Source organism: Solibacillus sp. FSL K6-4121, from assembly GCF_038002585.1.
In the GTDB taxonomy this organism is placed as follows: domain Bacteria; phylum Bacillota; class Bacilli; order Bacillales_A; family Planococcaceae; genus Solibacillus; species Solibacillus faecavium.
Map to the genome: position 1 here is coordinate 1,415,633 of NZ_JBBOCS010000001.1, position 25,464 is coordinate 1,441,096.

General features: G+C 33.3%; 18 protein-coding genes. 16 read left to right on the forward strand and 2 right to left on the reverse strand.

Annotation, left to right across the window (positions count from 1 at the left end):
* Nucleotides 1–106 precede the first annotated feature (106 nt).
* The gene (locus MHH95_RS07225; RefSeq protein WP_340726951.1) at nt 107–2,860 is read right to left on the reverse strand and encodes a DEAD/DEAH box helicase; all 2,754 of its coding nucleotides are present in this window, start codon (nt 2,858–2,860) and stop codon (nt 107–109) included.
* Between the two features lie 51 nt (nt 2,861–2,911).
* Nucleotides 2,912–4,486, reverse strand: coding sequence for an SWIM zinc finger family protein (locus MHH95_RS07230; protein WP_340726952.1), 1,575 nt, complete (start codon nt 4,484–4,486; stop codon nt 2,912–2,914).
* A 448-nt stretch (nt 4,487–4,934) separates the two neighbouring features.
* Here MHH95_RS07230 and MHH95_RS07235 point away from each other — a divergent pair, with 448 nt between their 5' ends.
* The 16 genes from MHH95_RS07235 to MHH95_RS07310 all read left to right on the forward strand — a co-directional run bounded on the left by MHH95_RS07235 (nt 4,935) and on the right by MHH95_RS07310 (nt 25,429).
* Nucleotides 4,935–5,414: an IDEAL domain-containing protein gene (locus MHH95_RS07235; protein WP_340726953.1), complete on the forward strand. Its 480-nt coding sequence runs from the start codon at nt 4,935–4,937 to the stop codon at nt 5,412–5,414.
* A 443-nt stretch (nt 5,415–5,857) separates the two neighbouring features.
* The gene (locus MHH95_RS07240) at nt 5,858–7,126 is read left to right on the forward strand and encodes a nucleotide sugar dehydrogenase (protein WP_340726954.1); all 1,269 of its coding nucleotides are present in this window, start codon (nt 5,858–5,860) and stop codon (nt 7,124–7,126) included.
* Between the two features lie 79 nt (nt 7,127–7,205).
* On the forward strand, nt 7,206–7,928 hold the full coding sequence (locus MHH95_RS07245; RefSeq protein ID WP_340726955.1) for a WecB/TagA/CpsF family glycosyltransferase: 723 nt from the start codon (nt 7,206–7,208) through the stop codon (nt 7,926–7,928).
* A 692-nt stretch (nt 7,929–8,620) separates the two neighbouring features.
* Complete coding sequence (locus MHH95_RS07250; RefSeq protein WP_340726956.1) at nt 8,621–11,182, forward strand: S-layer homology domain-containing protein; 2,562 nt, start codon at nt 8,621–8,623, stop codon at nt 11,180–11,182.
* Nucleotides 11,183–12,030: 848 nt separating this feature from the next.
* On the forward strand, nt 12,031–12,525 hold the full coding sequence (locus MHH95_RS07255; RefSeq protein WP_340726957.1) for a tetratricopeptide repeat protein: 495 nt from the start codon (nt 12,031–12,033) through the stop codon (nt 12,523–12,525).
* Nucleotides 12,526–12,543: 18 nt separating this feature from the next.
* Nucleotides 12,544–14,121 carry an O-antigen ligase family protein gene (locus MHH95_RS07260; RefSeq protein WP_340726958.1) on the forward strand — a complete coding sequence of 526 codons (1,578 nt, stop codon included), beginning with the start codon at nt 12,544–12,546 and terminating at the stop codon, nt 14,119–14,121.
* A 43-nt stretch (nt 14,122–14,164) separates the two neighbouring features.
* Nucleotides 14,165–15,133, forward strand: a complete 969-nt coding sequence (gene gmd, locus MHH95_RS07265; protein WP_340726959.1) for a GDP-mannose 4,6-dehydratase — start codon at nt 14,165–14,167, stop codon at nt 15,131–15,133.
* A 15-nt stretch (nt 15,134–15,148) separates the two neighbouring features.
* Nucleotides 15,149–16,111 (forward strand): GDP-mannose 4,6-dehydratase, encoded by a 963-nt coding sequence (locus tag MHH95_RS07270; RefSeq protein ID WP_340726960.1) that lies wholly within the window; start codon nt 15,149–15,151, stop codon nt 16,109–16,111.
* Between the two features lie 12 nt (nt 16,112–16,123).
* The gene (locus MHH95_RS07275) at nt 16,124–16,918 is read left to right on the forward strand and encodes an ABC transporter permease (RefSeq protein ID WP_340726961.1); all 795 of its coding nucleotides are present in this window, start codon (nt 16,124–16,126) and stop codon (nt 16,916–16,918) included.
* A gap of 1 nt (nt 16,919) precedes the next feature.
* The gene (locus MHH95_RS07280; RefSeq protein ID WP_340726962.1) at nt 16,920–18,188 is read left to right on the forward strand and encodes an ABC transporter ATP-binding protein; all 1,269 of its coding nucleotides are present in this window, start codon (nt 16,920–16,922) and stop codon (nt 18,186–18,188) included.
* A gap of 14 nt (nt 18,189–18,202) precedes the next feature.
* Complete coding sequence (locus tag MHH95_RS07285) at nt 18,203–19,573, forward strand: FkbM family methyltransferase (protein WP_340726963.1); 1,371 nt, start codon at nt 18,203–18,205, stop codon at nt 19,571–19,573.
* A gap of 34 nt (nt 19,574–19,607) precedes the next feature.
* On the forward strand, nt 19,608–20,717 hold the full coding sequence (locus MHH95_RS07290) for a glycosyltransferase (protein WP_340726964.1): 1,110 nt from the start codon (nt 19,608–19,610) through the stop codon (nt 20,715–20,717).
* Nucleotide 20,718: 1 nt separating this feature from the next.
* Nucleotides 20,719–21,762, forward strand: a complete 1,044-nt coding sequence (locus MHH95_RS07295) for a glycosyltransferase family 4 protein (protein ID WP_340726965.1) — start codon at nt 20,719–20,721, stop codon at nt 21,760–21,762.
* A complete protein-coding gene (locus MHH95_RS07300) occupies nt 21,759–23,075 on the forward strand; it encodes a glycosyltransferase family 4 protein (RefSeq protein WP_340726966.1) in 1,317 nt (438 codons plus the stop codon). Before MHH95_RS07295 ends, MHH95_RS07300 begins: the two co-directional genes overlap by 4 nt.
* Before the next feature lie 484 nt (nt 23,076–23,559).
* Nucleotides 23,560–24,384: a UbiA prenyltransferase family protein gene (locus MHH95_RS07305; RefSeq protein ID WP_340726967.1), complete on the forward strand. Its 825-nt coding sequence runs from the start codon at nt 23,560–23,562 to the stop codon at nt 24,382–24,384.
* 94 nt (nt 24,385–24,478) lie between these two features.
* Nucleotides 24,479–25,429, forward strand: coding sequence for a haloacid dehalogenase-like hydrolase (locus MHH95_RS07310; protein WP_340726968.1), 951 nt, complete (start codon nt 24,479–24,481; stop codon nt 25,427–25,429).
* Nucleotides 25,430–25,464: the final 35 nt, after the last annotated feature.

Sequence of the window (25,464 nt, forward strand, 5' to 3'; positions counted from 1 at the left end):
CGCACAGTAGTACATTCTTTCTCACAATCCTATAACAACTGAATATAAGTAGTGAAGTAAGCATAAAAAAGAGTCTACTTCATGGCGTAAAAGTAGACTCTTTCTATTATTTTAAATTGCCGGTATCGAGAACGAGTAAATCCATTAATTCTGAATCATCAAGCTCAGTCAGCCATTTGCTCGATTGTATTAATTCTTCGGACAGAGTAGATTTCATTGCAATCATTTTATCAATTTTCTCTTCAATTGTCCCAATCGTAACAAACTTATGCACCTGTACAAACTGTGTTTGCCCGATTCGATAAGCCCGGTCTGTCGCTTGGTTTTCAACTGCTGGATTCCACCATCGATCAGCATGGAGTACATGTGTAGCTGCAGTTAAGTTGAGCCCGGTACCGCCCGCTTTAAGCGAAAGTAAAAATACAGGGAATTCACCTGCCTGAAACTGTTCGACTAAATTGTCACGTTGTTGTTTTGGCATACTCCCAGTTAGGAACGGGACATCCACATCATAAAGTTCTGTTAAGCAATGTTGGATTAAATTACCCATTCCGATGTACTGGGTGAAAATTAAACATTGCTCACCATTATCTATAATTTCCTTCGTCATTTCAATAATACGCTTTAGCTTTACTGAACGTTTGACCATACTATTTGCACTATCAAATGGCTCTTTTAAGAATAGCGCAGGGTGATTACATAGCTGTTTTAATTTATTGAGCATTTTTAAAATACGCCCTTTTTTCTCAAAACCTGTCAGTTGTTCAAGTGATGCTAGCGTATCTTGAATATAACCTTCATAATGTGCAGCTTGCTCAGGTGTAAGTGCACAAAACTCATGTGATTCTTGCTTTTCCGGTAAGTTTAGCTGAAGATCTGGATCGCGTTTAGAACGACGCAGTAAAAACGGACGAATCTTCATCCGTAAAACGCGTTTATGAGTTTCTGATTCATCGCGTTCAATTGGCGTAATAAAATTATCCGCAAACTTCGTAAAGCTACCTAAGTAACCTTTATGGATAAAGTCAAAAATGGCCCAAAGCTCTGAAAGGCGGTTTTCAACAGGTGTTCCAGTTAACGCAATATGATGATCGCCCTTTAATTTACGGATCGCACGCGATTGCAATGTTTGCATATTTTTAATATTTTGTGCTTCATCCAAAGCGATTGTGGACCAATTAATTTGCTGTAAATCATCAGCATCCTGAGTAACCGTTCCATATGTCGAAAGAATGACATGAGGACGTTGCGTCGCTACAAAGCTTGTTAAGTCATCCCCTTTTAGACGACGAGGACCATAATGTGTATAGACTTCTAAATCAGGAGCAAAGCGAGTCATCTCTTTTTGCCAGTTTCCAACAACAGATGTTGGACATACAATTAATGTCGGTTTATCTATTTGAAGTACAGATACCGTATGCAACATGTACGTAATTAGCTGTACAGTCTTACCAAGCCCCATATCATCTGCTAAACAAGCTCCGAATTTTTGGTCACGCATAAAGACGAGCCATTCAAAACCTTCCTGCTGGTATGGACGTAACTCAGCATGGAGCTTAACTGGTACTTTGACTTTTGGTAATCCCTTTTTATTTTGCAGCTGGTCAATATAGGATTGAAGCGATTGCTGCATTTCAAATGCGAATAATGGGTCATCACGCTCGGCATCTGAATCTCCTTCATCTTCCAAAGGCGCAGTCAGCGTTTCAGGGAGTTCACGGAATAGTAAATCGCGTACTGTCCAATTTTCTTCTTTCGCCTGTTCCATCAGTTCACGCATTTCATTGAGCCATTCTGCATCGATTCGGAACCATTCTGTACCGACACGAACAAATTCCCGTTTTTCGTCCACAAGTTTTTGGAAAGCCTCGGCTGAAATTTCTTCGCCATTCATGGAAAATTGCCACTTGAACGTTAATATATCGTCAAGACCTGCCACACTTCTAGCTGATTGGTTATTCGCACTAACTCGTACACGCATTTTAGATTGTCTTAATTCTTTCAGCCATGCAGGTAAAATCACTTCAAAACCTAATGCCTGTAATTTGGCTAGTTCTTGACGTAGAAAATCACGTACTTCAAGATCATTGAAATGGGTATGAATAAAGTGCGTACTTTCCGCATTTAATTGAATTAAATCAATTATTTGCTTTTGTATCTCTTCAATACTATTTGCAATCGTACTCCATTTTTTCGGCAATGCCTCTTCAATTAGAAGTTTGCGTTTTGACGAAGCAGGTGTCCAATGTTTAACAGAGCTTGGGCTAATAAGAACGGTTTCTAAAACCCAATTTTCCTCATTTTCTTCAGGTTCGCTTAAACGTAGTGCCATTTTAACACCGTCAAATACATGTGAAGTTTGCATCGGCCAGCCACCATTTTGGAAAAAAGGAATGAGTGACAATGTATCGTCCTTAGTTAACCCTGCGTCCATCAACTTTTGTTCAATCGCATATTGTAATAGGTCATTTGGAAATGAAAAACCTTCTGCAGTCACCGTTGCCTGTTGCCAAAGTGTCGGAGCGTTCCATAGTGGCAGAGTCGTTTGCAATGTCTTAAAGTATTCAACGGTTTCCTCGTCATAAGCAGCAAAGTCCAAAAATGGATGGCGGTTAGCAGGTGATAGAACATCGAGTAATTGAGCTGCTGATAGGATTAAATCACGTTCTTCCAACGAAGTGCTTAATCCATAGAAATTTTGTTCAAACTTAAAAAATAGCGACGGGATCCAGTTGGCTGTCGGTAAAATTAAGTCATTTTTATTGTACGCAGTAGCGCGGAAGTAACCAGGACGTAACTCCGTAAGCTTGATGCGAAATACTTTTAAAAAGGGTAGCTTTGTATTAAATAAATAATGCATAGTATTTGCGCTAAAAACGCAATGTCACCTCCTATTAGCAAAATACATAACTTATCCGAGTAAGTTGCTTTTGTTCATTTCTTCTTGTAGCGCACGTAAACGCTTGAATTGTTGCTGTACGGCCTCGATATATGATGTGAAATAGTCGAGCTTTCCGGCTTTTTTGGAAGCGTTTTTCATGGCACGCCAAATTCGTACGGCTTGTTTATAATTTTGACGTGACTTTTGCTGAATTTCCTCCATCGCATAGTAATGATAAAGAGGAAGCGCAGTTTCTGGAGAATGTGCGACAACATCCTTTAAGCCACATTGCTCCAAATAAGGAATGGAAGACTTATAAAGCTGATGCAGAGCCACCCATTCATCCAAGCGATTGTGGCGCAATAAATAATTGGAAAATGATTCAATGCCATATCGTCCAAAAGAAGCGTATAATGCCAGCTCTTCCTCTTCCGTTAAAGAAATTTGTCCATATAATTTATCGAGCTTACGTGTAAATTTCTGACGACGAATCGGGAGCAAATTATCCTGTACGAACGTCTGTAATAAAGGAAGCGCCTTTTTCAAAATAATCGCTGCTTCATCGACATAGCTTTTTTGAAGAGCGTATTGTGCGACTTCTATAAAGCTTTCTACATTATCTTCATCCAATATTTCCGTTACACGCTTTAAAGGTGATGTAGAACCTAATAAAATATAGAAAATCGCCAATACTACATCTAAATCCAAATCCGTTTCGATATCAGAGCTTTGTTCCAAAAGCATTAATTCATTTGTAATGCGTTTCTTTTCATAAAAGAGCTTCGTCCAAAATTGTAAATACAGTGCCAGGCGGAATGATTTTGCTCCCTTTTCAATGAAGAGAATGTCTCTGACACTTTGTTGCAAGGCATCATAAAACGGTTCTGTTGCAAATAAGCGTGTCGTTTTACTTAATACATCAATCGAACGTTGAATGCGACTTAATGTATTTTCCAAAAAGAATTGAAAATAATGATGTTCCATATCTGATTTAGTTTTAACCGCATGCAAAAGGAAATGCTTCAAAATGGCAACATCCATAAACAATTGGTATAGTTCCTGCCATTCCTGCTCATACGGACGATGACGTTGAATTTTAGAACGAATACTTTCGCTTAGTGCAGAAAGTGCATAAGGCTCAATCGGCTGGGGACCTTTTACCGCATAATTCAGTATTTCATCGGCCATCCTTTGCCAGTTCTCCGGGCTTCGTGTTGCAGCCAGTGAATGCAATGGAATGGATTTTTTTGAACGCCAATTGGAAAGCCATTGCTGTAAGGAAATAAAGTATTGCGATAGCTTTAAAATAGTTGCGAGCTGATGCCGACACAGCTCCTTTTTAGGGCAACTACAGCTAATTTCCTTATTTGGGAAATTAATTGTCACTTCAGCAGTATTCACATCCTGTATTTGGCATACGAGGATTTGAGTAAATGTAGAATAATGTGGCGGCTTGATTGCCTGATTGCGTATGGAAAACATAGCGCGAGTCACCAATTCTGCATCTTCATCGGCTGAAGGGTGAAGCTGATCTTCAAAAGTTTGTAATGTATGTTGAATAAAATCTTTATGAGCATGAGCAATTTCAGAAAACGTTAAACTCAAAACGGGTTTCCCCTCCTAATTATCAATTACGCCTCGGTGTTATTTGTTCGGATTTGCTGTTCGATAGCGCAAAGAATCCTTACTTGAATGTTGGAGGCTTTAACTTCCGCAAAAAACAGGCTAAAAATTACAGCGATCTTGCCACCCTATGGGAGGAGCGTTCTGTATACGTCAATAACCTAAAAAAGGGTTTTACTGTAAGAAGTTAAAAAAGTCGTTCCTTCCATTATAATACGAATTACTACAAAGCGGTAATTTGAATAGTACAGAATAAATTTTTTATAGGAATGTTAAGTTTAGGAAGTTTGAAAAAAAGAAAGTATGGGGAAACTATAAGAAATGAGTAAAGCAGCAGGAACTTTTCGGTGAAACAATCCATATGATAATTGAAATTAGGTCTTAGGACTCGAATAAATTGCGTGAAAATTAAAATAAAGGAGGAATTCCAATGATTCAAGTTCAATTTATGAAGCCATTCTATACAAAAATGACAGGTACGAAATTACGCTTAGTTTTTGCTTATCAATATTTTTCAATCACAAAAGAAGAGGAAATTTTCCACTTCATTCCGATCGAGGGCAAGGAAATGATTATTGATTTAAATTCAATGCAAGTTGAAAATTTATCAGAAGTATTTGTCTTCCAGCGCGGTAATCGATTTGTACGTCTTCCACTATATCAACTTTTACTTGTATCCAATGTACATGAATACTTAATGCCTCTTATCGAGGAAGTGTCCAATCAAGTAAGACCAACGGATAGTGAAAAGCAGTATCAATTTAATGAAGAAGTTGAAAGTATTGTACGTAACTTGGAAGAAAATAATTTAACACGCTTAATCGATGATGCACTAGAAGCACGCAACGAAGCATTATTCCATGACCTAATGGCAGAGAAAGCAAAATTAACTGGAGGCTACGCATCGTGATCGACCAACATCAATATTAAATCCTGTTAGCTTAGTTTAGCTAATGGGGTTTTTTCTTTTTTGGGGGGATGGAAATAACAGGGGTTGCGGTGAGGTGCGATTAAAAGGGCGGATATTAAGATGTATAATACTTATTTAAAGGGGAAATTTAAGAATATATCGGATAATCATTAAAATGCTTTTCTTAACATTATTCTTAACCTTCCCAAACTTAACAAAAAAGAAAAACTATTTCACACAGCGTATAGAAAGTTGTATACTGTAAGGCAGGACTATTTTTCTAAGCATTGAACTGCAACCATTCGATTAATAATATCGTTACATATATATAGCGAGATATAAAAACCGTATAAAATTGAATGCGGGCGAAATGCGCGGAACAAATTAAACAATAATCAAACAATGAGATATAGCTTTTTTGAAAGTGAAAGGGAGAAACGATCATGACAAAATCAATCTGTGTCGTTGGGTTAGGATATATCGGCTTACCAACGGCGGTAATGTTTGCAAATCACGGCGTAAAGGTACACGGTGTTGATGTGAATCCAGCAGCTGTGAAAAGTATTCAGGAAAAACAATTACATATCGAGGAGAATGGCTTGCAGGAGCGCCTGAATAAGGCAGTAGATGAAGGCTTTTTAACTGCATCTACAACACCGGTAACTTCAGATGTGTACATTGTCGCGGTACCGTCACCGATTAATCCGGACAATACAGCGAATTTAGAATATGTTCGTCAGGCAACGGCTTCAATCGTACCTTTCGTGAAAAAAGGCGATTTAGTAATATTAGAATCAACAGTTCCTCCAAAAACTGTTGAAAATGTAATGCTACCAGAATTAGTGAAATCTGGTCTTAAAATTGGGACAGAGCTATTTGTATCCCATTCTCCAGAGCGCGTTATTCCAGGCCGTATTTTTGAAGAGTTAGTTAACAATGATCGTATTGTTGGCGGGATTTCTCAAAAATCAGCTGAGCTTACGAAGGAGCTATACGAAACATTTGTTAAAGGTGAAATCCATTTAACAGACGCGACGACAGCAGAATTAGTAAAAGTTATGGAAAACACTTACCGTGATGTAAACATCGCATTTGCCAATGAATTAGCGAAAATGGCAGAGAAGTTAGACGTGAATATTTGGGAAGCGATTAAATTTGCGAACTACCATCCACGTGTAAACGTTCATTTCCCAGGACCAGGTGTAGGTGGTCACTGTATCGCAGTAGATCCATGGTTCCTAGTGGAATTAGGTGGCGAACAAGCTCAAATTATTCACCTTTCCCGTAATACAAATGACTCTATGCCAAGCTTCACAGCACAAAAAACACAAGCTATTTTAAATAAAAATGGTATTGCTGGTGCAACAGTAGGCGCTTTCGGTTTAGCATTCAAAGGAAATGTTGATGATATGCGTGAAAGCCCGTCAACAATTGTTATTGATGAATTGCAAAAACTTGGTTTAACAGTTGTGTCGCATGATCCGCATATTAAGCAAAATAAGCATGCAACACAAACACAAAGCATGCAGGAAGCATTAGAGCAGTCGGATATTTTAGTATTCCTAACAGATCATAAAGAATTCCGTGAGCTTGATCCTGCAACGTTAAATGCAAAAAGCAAAATCGTATTTGATACGAAAAACTGCTTAAACCGCGAAGTATGGGAAAAAGCAGGCTTCCAGTTCCACTTACTTGGAGATGCGAAGAACTAATAAAGTAAATTCGGCAGTACGTATAAAGCGTACTGCCTGCTGTATTTATAGAAGCAATATTGAGAAAGGAAGAGTTAATATGAAAGAAACTGTACTCGGCATACAAGTGAACACCGAAAGCTATGATGATTTGTTGCCAATCGTATTTGAACAAATCGAAAAAGAGCAAAAATCATTAATCGTGGCCATCAACCCGGAAAAAATAATCAAAGCAAAAGAAGACCCGGCATTAAAAACACTTCTCAATAATGCTGAGTTTCAAATTCCGGATGGCATCGGTGTCATTTTAGCTTCGAAAATTCAAAAAGGTCAAATCACATCACGTGTAACAGGTGTAGATATGATGCTCCGCCTATGTGAAGAAGCTGCAAAACGCGGAAAGCCGATTTTTTTATACGGCGGAAAGCCAGGTGTTGCTGATAAAGCAGCAGAGAAGTTAAAAGAGCTTTACCCAACGATTCAAATAGCAGGCACACAGGACGGCTATGAAAAGGATAATCAAAAAGTGATAAACAAAATTAATGAAGCGAAGCCTGATTTATTATTTGTTGCAATGGGGTCACCGAAGCAAGAAAACTGGATTAATTCAAACAGAGGTCAACTACATCCAACGATTTACCAAGGAGTGGGTGGGTCATTTGATGTACTGGCAGGAAATGTGAAACGCGCACCAGAAGCTTTCCAAAAGGTGGGAATGGAGTGGTTTTATCGTTTAATGAAGGAACCACATCGGATTAAACGTCAAGTAGCGCTTCCTTTATTCTTGCTGGAAGTGGCACGGAATTCTAAAAGGAACAAGTAATGGAAAAAAAATAGTGTAATCTTTGTAATATTTGATTGTGTAATTGTAATCTAAGTGTTACACTAAATTCAGTAGTAAGATTTCCTCTACAATATATAGTTAAATTTATACTTTTCCCTGCAAGGAAAAAACGGTTGGTAGCCCGAGAAAAAGGCTTTAGCATCTATATGCTAAAGCCTTTTTCTTATTTTATTTTTGTCGAATTTTATCGAATTGGTTCTATAAATTTATACGTTTAATATACTAACTAGGTAGTAAAAAATATGTTCACATAAATAATCATTATATTATAAAAGTAATATTTTAGTAATATTTGTAATGCGATATTTACACTTAAAACCTTGGTATTACTGTATTATATAACCAATTTCATACCTTATTAAGTTATGGAAACCTAAAATTTACAAATGAAATAACTATATTAAAATAGGTTTATTAATTAATTATGAAAGAAAATGTTGTCTTTGTGAGTATATGTGTGTCATAATTAAAGAAATTTTAAGTTATCTGAATATATTTGCTGTTTTATATCTTCTACCTTATATAAACAGGTTATTTGTGGTTTTATTGGTAAAAAAAGATTGACATAGTAAATGTATACTACTAGAATTTATGTGTAGTTAGTTTTTCTGCACATTTTTCGTGTGGGTAACTAAAATTATTATTTTCACTTATGAGGAGGAAATTTTTCAATGGCTAACCAACCAAAGAAATACAAAAAATTCGTAGCAACAGCTGCGACAGCTACATTAGTAGCATCTGCAATCGTACCAGTTGCATCTGCTGCATCATTATCGGACATCTCAGGTAACACACACGAGGAAGCAATCACTGCATTAGTAAGTGATGGGATCATCTCTGGTTACCAAGATGGCACATTCAAGCCTAACAAAGAATTAACTCGTTCTGACGTAGTTAAATTATTAGGTAAATTCTTAGAAACTAAAGGTTATGAAGCTGCTGCTGACTACAAAACTCGTCCAGCATTCGCTGACTTAACTACAAAAACTAACGAAGAGCTATTAAAATACGCTTCTCTAGTTAAAGAAGCTGGCGTATTCGTAGGTTCTAACGGTAACCTTTTAGCTGGTGACCCAATCACTCGCGAAAACATGGCTATCACTTTAGTACGTACAGTTAACACTGTATACAATATCAGCTTAGAAGAGTACGTAGCTACTCAAGATTTCAAAGGTGATGTAACTGACTTAACTCAAGCTAAAGCAGAAGCTCGCACAGCGATTTCTGTATTAGACTTCTATGACATTACAAACCCAGCTGCACCTGCTTTCAACCCAAAAGGTAACACAACTCGTGGTCAATTCGCGTCATTCTTACACAAAACAATCAACGCTGACTACACAGCTGCTGGTCAAGAAGATCAAGAAGCTTCATCAGTATTACCAACTGCAATTGCATTCGAAGAAACTTCAATCCAAGGTACTTATGGTGAAACAGTAACTTTAAAAGCTAAAGCAACTGTAGCTGAAGGTGAATCTGCTGCTAATATTCCAGTGAAATTTGATGTATTCCATAGTACATTGGCAGAAGATACAACTATTGTTCCTCAATTAACTGAGACTGTAAAAACTGATGAAAATGGTGTAGCTACTTATACTTATACTCGTTCTCAAGGTGTTACAGATAATGTTAATGCGTATGCAACTGGTAAACCAGCTTTAAAAGCTGCTGCAAAAGTTTACTGGAATACAAAATTAGCAATTAAAGATGTTACAGAAGAAACAACATTAGCAAATGGTGAACAAAAAGTTTATCAAATTAATAGTAGTCTTAATAAAGCTGGTGAAACAGTTTACGTAGCTTTCAAAGAAAACTTAAATGTTGCGCCTGAAAAAGCAGTACGTGGCGTAGAATTCTTAGGTTTAAATACTACTGGAGATACTTCATCTGTAAAATATGCATATGAATATACAACAGGTGGTTACAAAGTAGGTGTTCTTAAATTAGATTCTACAGGTAAAGCTAACTTAGTATTAACTGGTGATGATGCATCGGTAACACCTATTGTTTTCTTTAACAATCCAAATACAGATGCAAGATATGACACTACTGCATTACAAGCCGTTGGTTCAACAGTAACATTTGCTAAAGAATCAGTATTTGATTTAACAATAAAAGCTGAAGGTAACCAAACAGCATCTAGATGGTTAAGCCCTGATGAAACTGGTGGACGTGATTATGTTGCAACGCTTAAAAATAAAGAAGGTAAAGCTCTAGCTAATGCAGAACTTTTAGTTACTTTTAAAAATGATACAACAACTGAACGTTCGTCAGTAGAGGTATATGATGCAGACGGTGAAGCAGCAACAGAAACAACTGCTGATACATTCCGTATTGTTACAGATAAAGATGGTGTTGCTCAATTTACAGTTGCTCATCCTTCTGCTGATGCATTCGTAACGCCAATCGTATTTATTGATAATGGTACAGGAACAGGTTCTGAACGTGGTAAATTAGACGATAAAGATTTACAAGTTACAGGTGAAATTACTTACTTCCGTGATACACGTGCTGCTGATTATAGAAGTGAACTAGTAGTTAAGAATGAAGGTAAACCTACAACAACATTTGGTAGTGATACAGTTGCTGAATTTACTTACCAATTATCAGATCAAAATGGTAAAGCTCGTTCTTATGACGTTGCGACACCAGTACAATTTACAGTACGTGCAGGTGCACAAGAAGTACAATTTGTAGATGCAGCTGGAAATCCAATATTAGATAATAACGGTAATCCTATTACAGTAGCGGCATATACTTCTAGAACTCTACCAAATCGTGAAGTAGCAAGAGGTGGAACGGAAGTTTCAATCTTCTTAAAATCTAATGGTTCAGATGTTCGTGTTACTGCAACACCAACTAACACTGGCTTATCAGGTTTAACTTCGGTTACAAAAACAGCTACATTCTTATCAGGTGCAAGCACTTCTTACTTCTCAATTTCAGAAGTAGTGCAAACTCCTACTACAAAAGACGCAGCTTCAATTACATTAACATTTAATGAAGCAGTGGCAGCTACAAGTATTAATGCATTTAAAACAAATCTTGATGGTACTGGTACTACGACTGCTACAGTAACTACTGATGCTGCTAACAATAAAGTTCTATATCTAGGCTTTGGAACAGCTCCGGTAAAAGTTGGAGAAACAGTTACAATTTCTTATAAAGGTAAAGCTTATAACTTTATATATGCTACTGATTCTAACAACAGAAATGTATTTAGAGCACAATAGTAGAATTGTTTTAAAAGGCTAGGATTTAATCTTGTTATAAAAAGCGAAATTGCATTATGCAATTTCGCTTTTTAAGTTTTTTATTATAATCTATAACAAGCAATGTCTAGAATAGCACCAATGCACAACGATAGTACACTATCACTATCACTAAGTACAAAAAATTAAGCACTTAAAAAGGTTTGAGCAAATGACCGAATTTTTTTTAGCGCCGTTGTTATGCATATGGTTGTTGGAAGCGTTCTACTGAAAAAGTATCCTTAGCCACTAAAAGCGAAATATTAAAGAAGTAGTGAAAGTTAAAGTTACCTCTAGTACAAAGTAATTCGTCGCTTTAAGAAAAAGGTCCATAAAGCGGTCGGTTAGTCTTTAGGGATACCAATCAGTGATAGACAGCTTACATTATTGTCGTTATGTTTATAGGGCATTAAATTAAGTTCCTCTAGAAGTTCAGGAAAAAGTGCATGCGAATGCGTAAAGAGGCTGTAAAGTTTAAAAAAGCTCAAAGAAACAGATCGAACTAAAGGGGGAGTATCAACTAAAACAAACAATGGCTGATTAGGAGGACTCTTTCAATTTCACAAACAAGTTGAGAGATCCGGAACGCTTTCTTTAACAGATCTGTTACTATAAGAATTCATGGGATAAATTGTAATTAATAATTTAAAATACTAATATAAGGACTGGTTATTTCAATTTACACTGCAACTAACAAAATTAATTATATAACAATAAAATTACTTTACAATAATTTATATTAAACTTGCGGAATTATAAGGAAATTAAGAGAAATTTAGTGTATAATAAATTCGTTAATTAAAATTTCAATACATAAAGGATTGTGAACTATGCAGAATAAAGAGTCGACTAGGAAGTATATATTACTGGGCTTAGTAATTTTAATAGTAGTAGGCATTGTATCTGCGAAAGTGCTTGCAAGTAAACAGGATGAAGTATTTAAATATGAGGATATGCTTTATCAACAAGCTGTTCAATTATTTCAGGAAGGTAATAATGAGGACGCTTCATATTTTATAAATGAGTTATTATTAAAAAAACCTGATTCAGAAGTGGCAAATTATTTAGGTGGCCTCATAGCAGCAGGGAAAGGTGAGTACAATCAAGCAGTAATTTTACTTCAAAAGTCTCTTGATTTAAATCCACATAAGGTTGAAGATCCAATGTTTATGATTCAATTTGCAGAAGTACTATTTTTTGCTGAGAAATATTTGGATTCGAAAATTGTATTAGAACAATGCCGTGACTGGGGATGGACACCGGAAACTTATCCAAATTATCAGGAACGAGTAATGGAATTGTTGAATCAAATTGATAATATGTAATAAGAAAGGTTAGGTAATATGGCTTCATTTTACGAAGAAATACATAAGTCCGATTCATTCAGTGATGAACAAGAAAATAGTCGATCCCGAGCGAACGCAGATAAGTGGATATTTCGTTTATTATTAACTTTACTGGGGATTATGCCCTTAATTGTAATGGCAAATGTTAAGGAGTTTATCAGTCCTTTAGTTTCTAACGTAGATATACTGTCATCTGGTATGAAAGGTGAATTATTTACCCATTACAAAGCTTCGTTTATTTTAGTAATAACTGTTGTAATTTTAATAATTTTCTTATCTAAGTTATTTTTTATGAATGGTAGTATTAAAAAATCATTTATTAATTATATATTAGGAGGGTTTATATTAGCGATTCTTGCATCAACTTTAATGTCTCCTAATATTACAGTCGCACTAAGTGGACAGTATAACCGTTCAGAAGGTGCAATATTATGGTTGTGTTATATTGCTTTATTCTTTGTGGCGATGAATATTACATATCCTAAAAATGTTATTAACATGATTATGTATGCAATGATGCCTTTAGTATTTATAAATTTATTTATAATGATTCGTAACTTTTACGGCCATGATTTACTACAATTAGGATTCATGCAAAATTTGGTTTCCATTATGTTGCCAGAAGGGGCTAGTATAAGTGAAGGCTCGCAACTATTAGGTACATTAAACCAATGGAACTACATGAGTGGTATGTTTGCAATGATGACTGTAATGTATTTAGGTTGGGCAGTAATAGCTGAAAAGGGTTATGAAAGTTTAATTGGCTTAATAACCGCATGTGCTTCAGTAGCTATTATGCTAATGTCAGTATCTACAAACGGATTTGTAACGTTCTTAAGTGTGATCCCATTTATTCTTTGGGTAGCATTTAAATCAAGTAGTATAAAGAAAGCAGCGTTAGTACTAGTAACTTTTATAATCGTAATGGGAGGATCTTTACATATACTTTCGTTACAAAATGAAAAAGTTTGGGCAGAATCAATTGGTTTCTTTTTTTCGGGGGAGAATCCTTATGTTAAAGAGCAACCTATGGAAAATTCGGCGGTAAGCACAAATGATTTTTCATTCTCTTTATTAGGGAAGAAAGTTGCTGCTTCGGATAATTCATTTGAATTACCAGTTTTACCAGAACCAGCGTGGAGCCCGGGTACAGGGCGAACGTATATTTGGTCAGAAACCTTAGATCTTGTCGCAGAGCGTCCATTATTTGGGTATGGTATTGATACAATTACGTATCACTTCCCGCATTATCAGCAAGAGGCTAGAGGGAATTTATTAATAGAAACAATTGTGGATAAACCCCATAATATTTATATTGGTTTACTGTACGGAACAGGTATAATAGGACTGGTATTATTTATAATTTTTGTTCTAATTACTTTAAAAGAAACCCTAATTAGAATTATAAAATTTAATTCAAAATCGAATACAAGTGTCATTTTAGGTATTATATGGCTATCGTTTTTAGTACAGGCACTATTTAATGATACAACACCAGCAATTACAGGAACATTATTTATTATGATTGGTATTTTGATGGGATTACAGAACAAAAATGAAGAAATAGTAAAGTAATATTTTTACTAAAATATAAAACAATTATTCGGAGGCATTTAAAATGAAAACAGCATTAATTACAGGAATTACAGGTCAAGATGGTTCATACTTAGCGGAGCTATTATTAGAAAAGGGTTATAAAGTATACGGTTTGGTAAGAAGAACTAGTACGCCAATTATGGTGAATATTGAACATCTTGAAGGGAAAGTTGAGTTAGTATCAGGAGATATTACAGACTTATCTTCATTAATTCGTATTATTGAAAAAATTCAACCAGATGAAGTATACAATTTAGCAGCACAATCATTTGTAGGTTCTTCATGGGAACAGCCAATTTTAACAGGGAATATTACGGGCTTAGCTGTTACAAATATGTTAGAAGCAGTGCGTATTGCAAAACCAGATGCAAGATACTATCAAGCATCATCGTCAGAAATGTATGGTAAAGTTGTAGAAACTCCGCAAAAAGAAACAACACCATTCTATCCACGTAGTCCATATGGTGTGGCAAAATTATACGGACATTGGATTACTGTAAACTATCGTGAAAGCTTTGATATGTATGCTTGTTCAGGAATATTATTCAACCATGAGTCTCCACGCCGTGGTGTAGAGTTTGTTACTCGTAAAATTACAGATGCAGTTGCAAAAATTAAGTTAGGTTTAGCTACAGAATTACGTTTAGGCAACTTAGATGCAAAACGTGACTGGGGCTTTGCTGGTGACTATGTAAAAGCAATGTGGTTAATGCTTCAACAAGACAAACCTAAGGACTATGTTATCTCAACAGGTGAAACGCATACGGTAGAAGAGTTTGTTGAAATTGCATTTAGTCATGTAGGGTTAAACTGGAAAGACTATGTTGTTATTGATGAAAAATTTGTACGTCCTGCAGAAGTAGATCTTTTATTAGGAGATTGCTCGAAAGCTAAAGAAGAACTTAACTGGGAATTAGAAGTATCATTTGAACAATTAGTAAAAATGATGGTTGATACAGACTTAAAGAAATACGAAAAAATCGCTAAGTAAGAGAGTGTGATAAAAATGAAAGCGCTAATTACAGGAGTACAAGGCTTTGTCGGTAAGTATTTAGCAGATCATTTACTTTCACATGGAATAGAGGTATGGGGGACTTCTCGCGAGGATTCCCCCTTGCTTTGTTTAAAGAATGGAAATGTGAAAATAATAAAAAATGATTTGAATAGCGAAGAAGATATTTTGGGGTTATTACAAAAGGTAAAACCGGATTATATTTTCCATTTAGCTGGGCAAAGTAACGTAAAAAAATCATGGGAAGATAAAGAAGGAACATTTTATGCGAATGTGAATAAAACAATCTTTCTTTTAGATGCTTGTGTCCGTTATCAGCAAGAATATCCTAATGTGAGATTATTGACGGTTGGATCTTCAGAAGAGTATGGAAGAGTTGAACCACATGAATTGCCGATTAAAGAAACAACACCATTACGTCCAATGAGTCCTTACGGGGCATCTAAAGCTGCTGTTTCCATGTTAATACAACAATATCATAAGGCACATGGATTAAATGTTATTCATGCAAGGCCTTTCAATCATATTGGACCTGGGCAGGCAGATGGGTTTGTGACTACGGATTTCGCTAAGCAGGTAGTATTAATAGAAAAAGAACTAATATCATCGACTATCAATGTTGGGGATTTATCAAGTGAGAGAGATTTTACAGATGTAAATGATATCGTTGCCGCCTATTTATTAATGATTCAAAAGGGACAACTTGGAGAAATATATAATGTTTGTAGTGGCGAATCAATTTCTATTAATAAAGTATTGAATTATTTTTTATCATTTTCGCAAAAAGAAATACAAGTGAACGTTGATGAGTCAAAGTTTAGACCAATTGAGTTTAAAAAGTATTATGGTTCAAGTGAAAAATTAAAAATGCAATTAAATTGGACAAAACTACATGCTATTGAAGATAGTTTGTATGAAATCTATTTATATTTGAAAGAGCAACCAAATACGATTTAATTGGTTGTTAGAATGGTGGTAGCATTATTTATGTTTACTGAAATAAAAAAAGTTTATAATTATCGGCATATGCTGATTAGTATGGTTCAAAGGGAACTTAGGTCTAGGTATAAAGGGTCGTTTCTAGGTTTTTTATGGACCTTTGTTAACCCATTACTTCAGTTAGCAGTATATTCTCTTGTATTTCCATATGTATTAAGGATTGAACAAGAAAATTATCCTATGTTTCTTTTTGTAGCGCTGCTTCCGTGGATATTCTTTACGAGTTCTGTTCAAAACGCGACAACTAGTGTCTTAAATAGTGCAAATCTGGTAACAAAGATTTATTTCCCGAGAATAATATTACCATTAAGCACAGTTTGTACCAATTTAATGAACTATATTTATAGTTTAGTAATTGTAATTCCAGCATTACTATTCACAGGAGTAGAATTAACGTTGAACTTACTTTGGTTCCCGCTAATTTTATTTATTGAGTTTTTATTTGCGTTTGGATTAGCGCTAGTGTTTTCAGCACTTCATGTAAAGTTTAGAGATGTTGCTCATATTATAGGAATTATAATTTTTTGTTGGTTTTATTTAACTCCAATTGTTTTCCCATTATCAATATTTCCTGAAGAGATGCAACAATATATCGCATTAAATCCGATGGTTGCCATTATCGAAGGGTTTAGAGATATCTTCTTATTTGGACAGGCTCCAGATTTTCAAGCGTTAATGTATTCTGGAGTAGTTGCAATTATAGCGTTAATAATTGGTTTTATTGTCTTCAAACATAATGAAAAAACCTTTGCGGAGGATTTGTAGTATGGGAAATATAGCTATTTCAATTAAAGATGTAAAAAAAACCTTTAAAATATACAATGATAAACCCCTTTCAATGAAAGAAAAATTACTTAAATTGAGGAGTAATGATTTCGATGCATTTCATGCTGTGAATGGAGTAAGCCTAGATATAGAAAAAGGTGAAACAGTTGGGTTAATCGGGCATAATGGCTGCGGTAAAAGTACTTTATTAAAATTAATTTCACAAATATTATATCCTGACCAAGGGGAAATAGAAGTAAATGGTAGGATATCTAGTCTTATTGAATTGGGTGCAGGCTTCCATCCAGATTTTTCCGGTAGGGAAAATATTTATATGAACGGTTCGATTTTTGGACTATCTAATAAAGAAATTGATGAAAAAATTGATGAAATAATTCGGTTTTCGGAACTAGAACACTTCATTGAAAATCCAGTTAGAACCTATTCATCTGGTATGTATATGCGACTAGCATTTTCGGTAGCGATAAATGTAAATCCTGAAATATTATTAATAGATGAGATTTTATCAGTTGGAGATACCAATTTCCAAAAAAAGTGCTATGACAAAATAGAAGGCTTTAAAAACAACGGAGCAACTATTGTAATAGTAGCTCATGATTTAGGGACTTTAGAAAAAATTTGTGATAGAGTAATTTGGATGGATAAGGGACAAATTATTGAGCAGGGTGAGACTGACTATGTAATCAATAAATATACACAACATATGAATGAGAAATTTGTTGAGCGTAAGCAGCAAGAATTTGAACAAAGTAATGAAGCTAAAGTAGAGAAGAAAGAAACTAATCCTCTGGAACAGCTATCTGAAGATAAAGATAATTTTTCAGAAGATATACGATGGGGTAACAAAGAAGTTGAAATTATTCAAGCAAGAATACTGAATGATAGAGGTCAGACAGTAGATACAGTTTTAGCAGGTAGGTCAATGACAATAGAGATTGATTATAAAATTCATAAGGCTCAGGAAGAATATATTTTTGGGATGGGCTTTTATACAAATGAAAAATATCCCATTTATGGTAACAATACGCAAATCGGGGAATTGAAAATCACAGATATAGCTAAAGAAGGGACAATAAAATTTAAAATCAAGGAATGTAAACTACTTACAGGTAACTATCTATTAAATGTAGCTGTAGTTGATAAAAATCATAGAGCACTCGATTTCATTAAATATTATATGGAATTTAAAGTTGTTTCTAATGATAGGGCTGTGGGTGTCCATTCAATAGAGTATAGTTGGGAAGTTTAATTTCGGAGGTATGTATGGAAAAGAATGATTTAAATATATTAAAAATTAAAAACACAATAATTGCTTCGATGAACCAGGCAAAAAAATTAGATAGAACTCAAAGCGTAGTAAGGGAAAATAGTTCAAATAACGAAGAGTTTTTACAAGAATTAGCATTACAAAACTCTACAGTGAATCGAAGTTGGGATATTAATCCCAACTTCAAAATCACTAGTCACAGAAAGACTAGTGGAAGATTTATAGTGTTATTAAAAAAAATAATCAGAAAGTGCATTTCTTGGTATATTGAGCCTGTATTTGAAAAACAAAGACAGTATAATATTGCGGCAACAAAGTCTTTAAATGCGTTATTAGGTACAGTAAATAATTTAAGTCATTACAAAAATGAACTAGGATCAGAATTAAATTCTATTAAAAAAGATGATAAAGGGCTACAAAATGAAATTAATTATTTGAAGTTAGAAATACAAAACTTGAAAACATCAAATTCTGAATTACTTGCTTTTAAGGAAGAGACTAGGAATAGTTTTTTACAAGATTTACAAGTAATGAAAGAAACGATAGAAACTGAATCACAACAATTAAATGCCCTTAAAGAAAAAGTAGGATTTGACTATCAAGAATTAATTAAAATTCAGCAAAAAATGCAGGAAGAATTTAATGTAATATATAACGAATTTAATCCTTTGAATAAAAAAGAGCAGCACTTCTTTAATAAGAAAACTTATAGTCAATCGGGAGAAGATAGTATTTTAATGTATATATTAAAAGTACTAAACATTCCTTTCGAAGCCGTAAGATATTTAGATTTAGGGGCTAATCATGCAAAGGAATTTAGTAATACAAATGCACTTTATGAATTCGGAGCAAGAGGCATTCTAGTAGAGGCTAATCCACAGTTAATTCCTGAGCTGAAGTTTTATCGAAATGAAGATATTATATTAAATAAAGCTATCGCCAAAGAATCTGAAAAAACAATTGATTTTTATATTTTAAGCGGTGATGGCTTAAGCACAACAGATTTTAATCAAGCTCAGCAAACGTGCGAAATTAATCCAGATATTAAAATTGAAAAAACGATTTCAGTCAAAACAACAACGTACAATGAAATTGTTGAAAAATATTTAGATAAAGCACCGACAATTTTATCTGTAGATATAGAAGGTATGGACTTTGAAATATTAGAGACAATTGATTTTGTTAATTATAGACCATTGTTAATTATAGTTGAAATGATTGAATATGATACAAATCTAAATTATATGACCAAAAATGTGGAAATTAAAGATTTCCTAGATAGTAATGGCTATGACGAATATGCTTATACAGGTATTAACTCTATATTTATCGATAAAACATACTTAAAAAGTAAATTCAAAAAATAAAAATTATTTATTTTTTTAGAAATGCGGTGAGGTTTTGAAATTTATTATTGCACATCAGACACTAACAAACGGAGATGCTGTTAGTAATGATATATTTGGAATGTATTATGCCTTAGAGGAAGAAGGGCATGAGGTGAAGATTTATTGTGAGAATTATTTTGCACAAAGAGATATAGATGTATTAACAAATGCAGAAGTTAATAAATTGTTAAAGAATCAGGATGTAACGATGATTTATCATCATAGTGTAGAGTGGGAGTTCGGAAATCAAATAATTAAAGATTGTAAAGGTAAGGTAATTATTAGATATCATAATATTACGCCTCCAGAATTTTTTGAACCGTATGATCCCTTTGCTTTTATGAAAACTACAGAAGGCAGATTTCAAACTCAACAGTTAGCAATGAATGCTAAGGAAAATGTAATTTGGTTAAGTGATTCTGTTTACAATAACAATGAAATTTTAGATTTAGGAGTAAATCCTAATAAAACTTTTGTAATTCCTCCATTTCATCAGGTACACGAATTAGAGAAGGTAAGTATTAATAATACTTTTTATAACATTATAAGAAATAATGGGAAAATTAATGTGTTTTTTGTTGGTCGTGTTGCTCCCAATAAAGGTCATAAAAACATGATAGAGGTAGCAAAATCCTTCAAACAGCTATATGGAGAAAAGGCTGTATTTTGGATATCTGGCGGGTTTGATGATGGATTGAAGAAGTATAATGATGAGATTCACGAGTTAATCGAAAATTATAATGTAAAGGATATCATTAAGTTTACAAATAAAATCAATATAGAGGATTTAAAAACTCTATTTTTAGCATGCGATGTGTTCTTATGTTTAAGTGAACATGAAGGTTTTTGTGTACCGTTAATAGAGGCTCAAAATTTCAAAATCCCCGTAGTGGCTTTAGATACTTCGGCTGTAGCTGAGACTTTAGGACCTAATCAACTAACTTATAAAATTTTTAATACAGAAATTTTTGCAGCTGCAATTAATGAGATAGCAAACAATAAAGAGATTAACAACTTTTTAATAGAGAATGGTAATACTAATTACATATCAAGATTTGCTGTAGAAAAAATTAAGGATGGCTTTATAAATTATATAAAAAAACAAGTGTTAGAGGAGGCTTAAAATGAAAATTGCATTAACTTCGGTACAGGTTCCATTTATACAAGGTGGCGCAGAGGTCCTTGCACTGAATTTAAAACATCAATTAGAAAAGAAAAAGCATGAAGTCGATATAGTTACAATTCCTTTTAAGTGGTATCCTCCGTCTGCTCTAATAGATACGATGATTAGCTCAAGATTAGTAGATTTATCTGAAATAAATGGAGAGAAAATTGACTTGGTAATTGCTTTGAAGTTTCCTATGTATTACTGTCAGCATGATAATAAGGTTTTATGGATGATGCATCAGCATCGTCAAGCATACGAGTTATGGGGAACAGAATTTGGAGATTTACATATGTTTGAAGAGGGTGAAGAAGTTAGGAACTCTATTATTAATTCTGATAACAGGTTTTTGGGGGAGTATAAAAAAAGATATACTATATCTAAAACTGTTAGCAACCGCTTAGAACAGTATAACAACTTGCCTTCAACACCATTATACCATCCACCACAAAATTATGAGCTATTATATTGTAATGGCTTTGATGACTATATATTCTATCCCGGTAGGATTACCCATATAAAACGTCAACACTTATTAATCGAAGCAATGGCATACACTAAAAACCCAGTGAAATTAATATTAGCTGGATCAGGTGATGAAAATTATATTAAGCAACTAAAACTAATAATTCATGAACATAATTTAGGGGATAGAGTGAAATTTGTAGGTATGGTTTCTGAAAAAGAAAAAATAGACTTATATGCAAATGCATTAGCAGTATTTAATGGTCCATATGAAGAAGATTATGGATATGTAACCCTAGAAGGATTTTTTGCGAAAAAGCCAGTAATTACTTTATCAGATTCGGGTGGTCCATTAGAGTTTGTAAAGGATGGTATTAATGGATATGTCGTTGATCCGGAAGCAAAACAATTAGCTGATAGATTGGATTATCTATATGAAAATAAAGGTAAGGCTAAAATTTTCGGAGCAGACGGAAGAACGTTATTAGAGGAATTGAATATAAATTGGGATTATGTAGTTGAGAGGTTAACTGAATGAAGATAGCTTATTTTAGTCCTTTAAATCCATTGAAAAGTGGTATCTCAGATTACTCAGAGCAATTATTAAAATACTTACAAAATCATTTTGAAATTGACATTTTTGTAGATGATTTTACTCCAGAAAATAAATTTATTAACGAGAACTTTAAAATTTTTGACTATATAAAAGATCCTTCACTTTTAGAAAAATTAAAAGAATATGATCATATTGTATATAATATAGGTAACAACCCACATTATCATTCAAATATGTATGATGTATTTTTAAAGTATAACGGAGTTATAATATTACATGATTTTGTCCTTTATTTTTTAATAACAGGTTATTATTTGGAAACCTTAAATAGTGAAAAACTATTTTTAAATGAAATGGTTTATAATGATGAAATTAATGGAGAAAAGAGGGCTATGAAAATTTTAAGTAGCTCTATCAATCCATTACAGTTTGACAAACCTCATGAAATTCCACTAAATAAACGGTTAATTAATAGTGCAAAAGCAATCATTGTACATTCTGATTACGCAAGAAATAAAGTTCTTGAAATTAATCCTGCAGCAAACTGTATTAAAATTAATCAAATAGGACCAGATATAGCAAGTAGAGATTATTATAAAGAATTAAAAAAAGTCTATCGAAAAAAATACGGTATTAAAGAAGATGAGGTTTTAATCTCCTCATTTGGCTATGTGTCTCCAACAAAGCGAATTGATAAGGTATTAGAGGCTTTAGCGAGCTCCAAAGATAAGAGATTTAAGTACTTGTTAGTAGGAGAAGGAGACTATATTGATTCTCTAATTAAAAAATACGGCTTAGAAGAAATCGTAATTAAAACAGGTTTTACGGATCTAATTGAATTTGATGATTTAATTGCTTGCTCGGATATTGTGGTTAATTTGCGTTATCCATATATGGGGGAAACGTCTGCAACAATGATTAGAGCGCTATGCTTAGGTAAACCAACTATTGTTTCTAATATAGGCTGGTTCTCTGAAATAGATGATGCAAGCGTTATAAAAATTGAAGTGGACAATTATGAAGTTGAAAATTTAAAGAAGTGTTTGTCTAAATTACTAGATGACTCTAATTATAAAGAGAGTCTTGGACAACAAGCTAAAATCTATGCTGAAAAATATTTAGACTCACATGTAATAGCAAAAAACTTTTATGAGTTCCTTAATAGCAATAAAGAATCGCTTGAAATAAAAGTTGCTAGTAATTTAGGTGTTCAGCTTTATAATTTAGATTTAATTGAAAGCCATACCACAATTGATAGGTTGGCAAAGACTATTAATGTATTGATGCAAGAGTAATTGGAAAATTATACTTTTAATAAATCGTTTATTTTAAATAAAAGATTAAATAGATAGTTTAGTTTTTCTTTTTATTTTGTTTAGCTAGGTAGTAAGATGGGTATTGGCTTATAGTTTACTTTTCAATATAGGTGATATGGAGTATATTAATACCTTAAATAGCGTAATAACGATAAGTGGTATTGAATTTTGTATTTAGGACTGAGTGTTAGTATTGATAACCCCTTAATAAGGGGTATTTTGGAAGTTGAAATAGTAAGTAAGAGGAAAGCATCTTCAGTGTTGGCAGGGAGACCACGTAGTTATTTTACACATGAGCAAGTGCTACTGAATCTGGGGAAAAGTATCATAAAAAATCTAATATACTATTAATTTGCAACCGGGGATATTCCATCTACGGAAACTCAATAGATTATCAAGTGCCGAATGGAAGGAACTATATTTAATGAAACATTATTTAAAATTAATGCGAGTTCATCATTATATGAAAAATGGTTTAATATTTGCCCCATTAATATTTAGTGGAAATTTATTAAATGGAGAGCTGTTTTTTAATACTATGTTGGGATTCATAGCATTTAGCTTTATTGCATCTACCGTATACATAGTAAATGATTTACAAGATGCAGAACTGGATCGCCTGCACCCAACAAAATGTAAAAGGCCACTAGCAGCTAATTTAGTTTCTGTTAAATCAGCAACTGTATTAGCTGTGGGTTTAGTAATTATTTCTTTTATCATTAATATGTATATATCTGGGAATAATATAATAGCTTGGCTTTCAATAATATTGTATTTATTGTTAAATTTGGCATATAGCAATGGTTTGAAAAATTATCCGATAATTGATGTGGCAATTTTGGTTTCTGGATTTGTTTTAAGAGTATTATATGGTTCAGGAATTACAGAAATTGAAATATCGAATTGGTTGTATTTAACTGTTATTTCGATGTCATTTTATCTAGGTTTAGGTAAGCGAAGAAATGAACTATTGAAACAAAAAAATGTATCGAGAAAAGTATTAAAATATTATAATCATAACTTTTTAGATAAGAATATGTATATGTGTTTAGCTTTGACAATAGTCTTTTATTCATTATGGACAGTAGACCCAATTACAATTGAACGAATGTCTAATGATTTATTAGTATGGACGGTTCCGCTAATTATTTTAATTTGTATGAAATATAGTTTAAATATTGAAAAGGATTCAGATGGTGATCCTGTAGAAGTTGTCATTAGAGATAAGTTTTTATTGGGGTTGGTTATTATGTTTTTGATTTTTTCTATAGGGATTATTTACATATAAAGCAGATTTAATTCAAAATTATATTAAATATTGTAGTGCTATTATCTTCGAAAATAATATTAAATTTCCGGTATTAGCAAGTTGGGAGAAAAGGATGAATGTATATGATTTTGATGATACTATCTATTCAGGGGACAGTACTTTAAATTTTTACAAGTTTTGTTTGAGAAAATATCCTAGTCTAGTGTTTTATATTCCTATACAAGTATTTTCCTTTATATTATACAAATGTAGAATTATATCAAAATTAAAATTCAAACAAAAGTTTTATGGTTTTTTAAAATACATTAAGCATCCTGAAAATGAAGTGACTGAGTTTTGGATGTTTAATAAAAAAAAGATAAAACAATGGTATTTAAATCAAAAGAAAGAAGATGATGTAATCATTTCGGCATCACCAGAATTTTTATTATCACCTATATGTAATATTCTAGGCATAAAATATTTAATAGCCTCAAATGTAGATATTAGAAACGGTGAATGTCTAAGTGAAAATTGCTACGGAATAGAAAAAGTACATAGATTTAACGCCTTTTTTGGAGAAGTGACTATTAACGAGTTTTATTCAGATTCATTGGCAGATACACCATTAGCTAACTTAGCTAGAAAAAGTTATCTTGTTAAAAATGATGTTATAGTTCCTTGGAGAACCATAAATAAAACTTCCTTAATAAGTATCTTTTTTAATAAAGAGTTTAAGCTCTTTTTAATAATAGGTGTGATTAATACTTTGAATGGAATTATATTTGCATACTTTTTCTCCTTATTTATGACTGGTACAGTTGCATTTATATTGGGATATATTATTAGTCTATCTATTTCATATTTTTTAAATACGATTATCGTATTTAAAAAAGAAATAAGATTAATCAACTATTGGAAGTTCTGCGTATCCTATATCCCAAACTTTTTGATTCAATTAATATTAGTAGCGATTTTGTTGAATATTTTCGGATTGAATAAACTATTAGTATATTCTATTAGTGCTATATTAGGAGTTCCTATAACTTTTTTAATGATTAAGTTTTTTGCACTAAAGAAATAAGATTAAAGAACCTTGGGGAGAAAATTTATATGAAT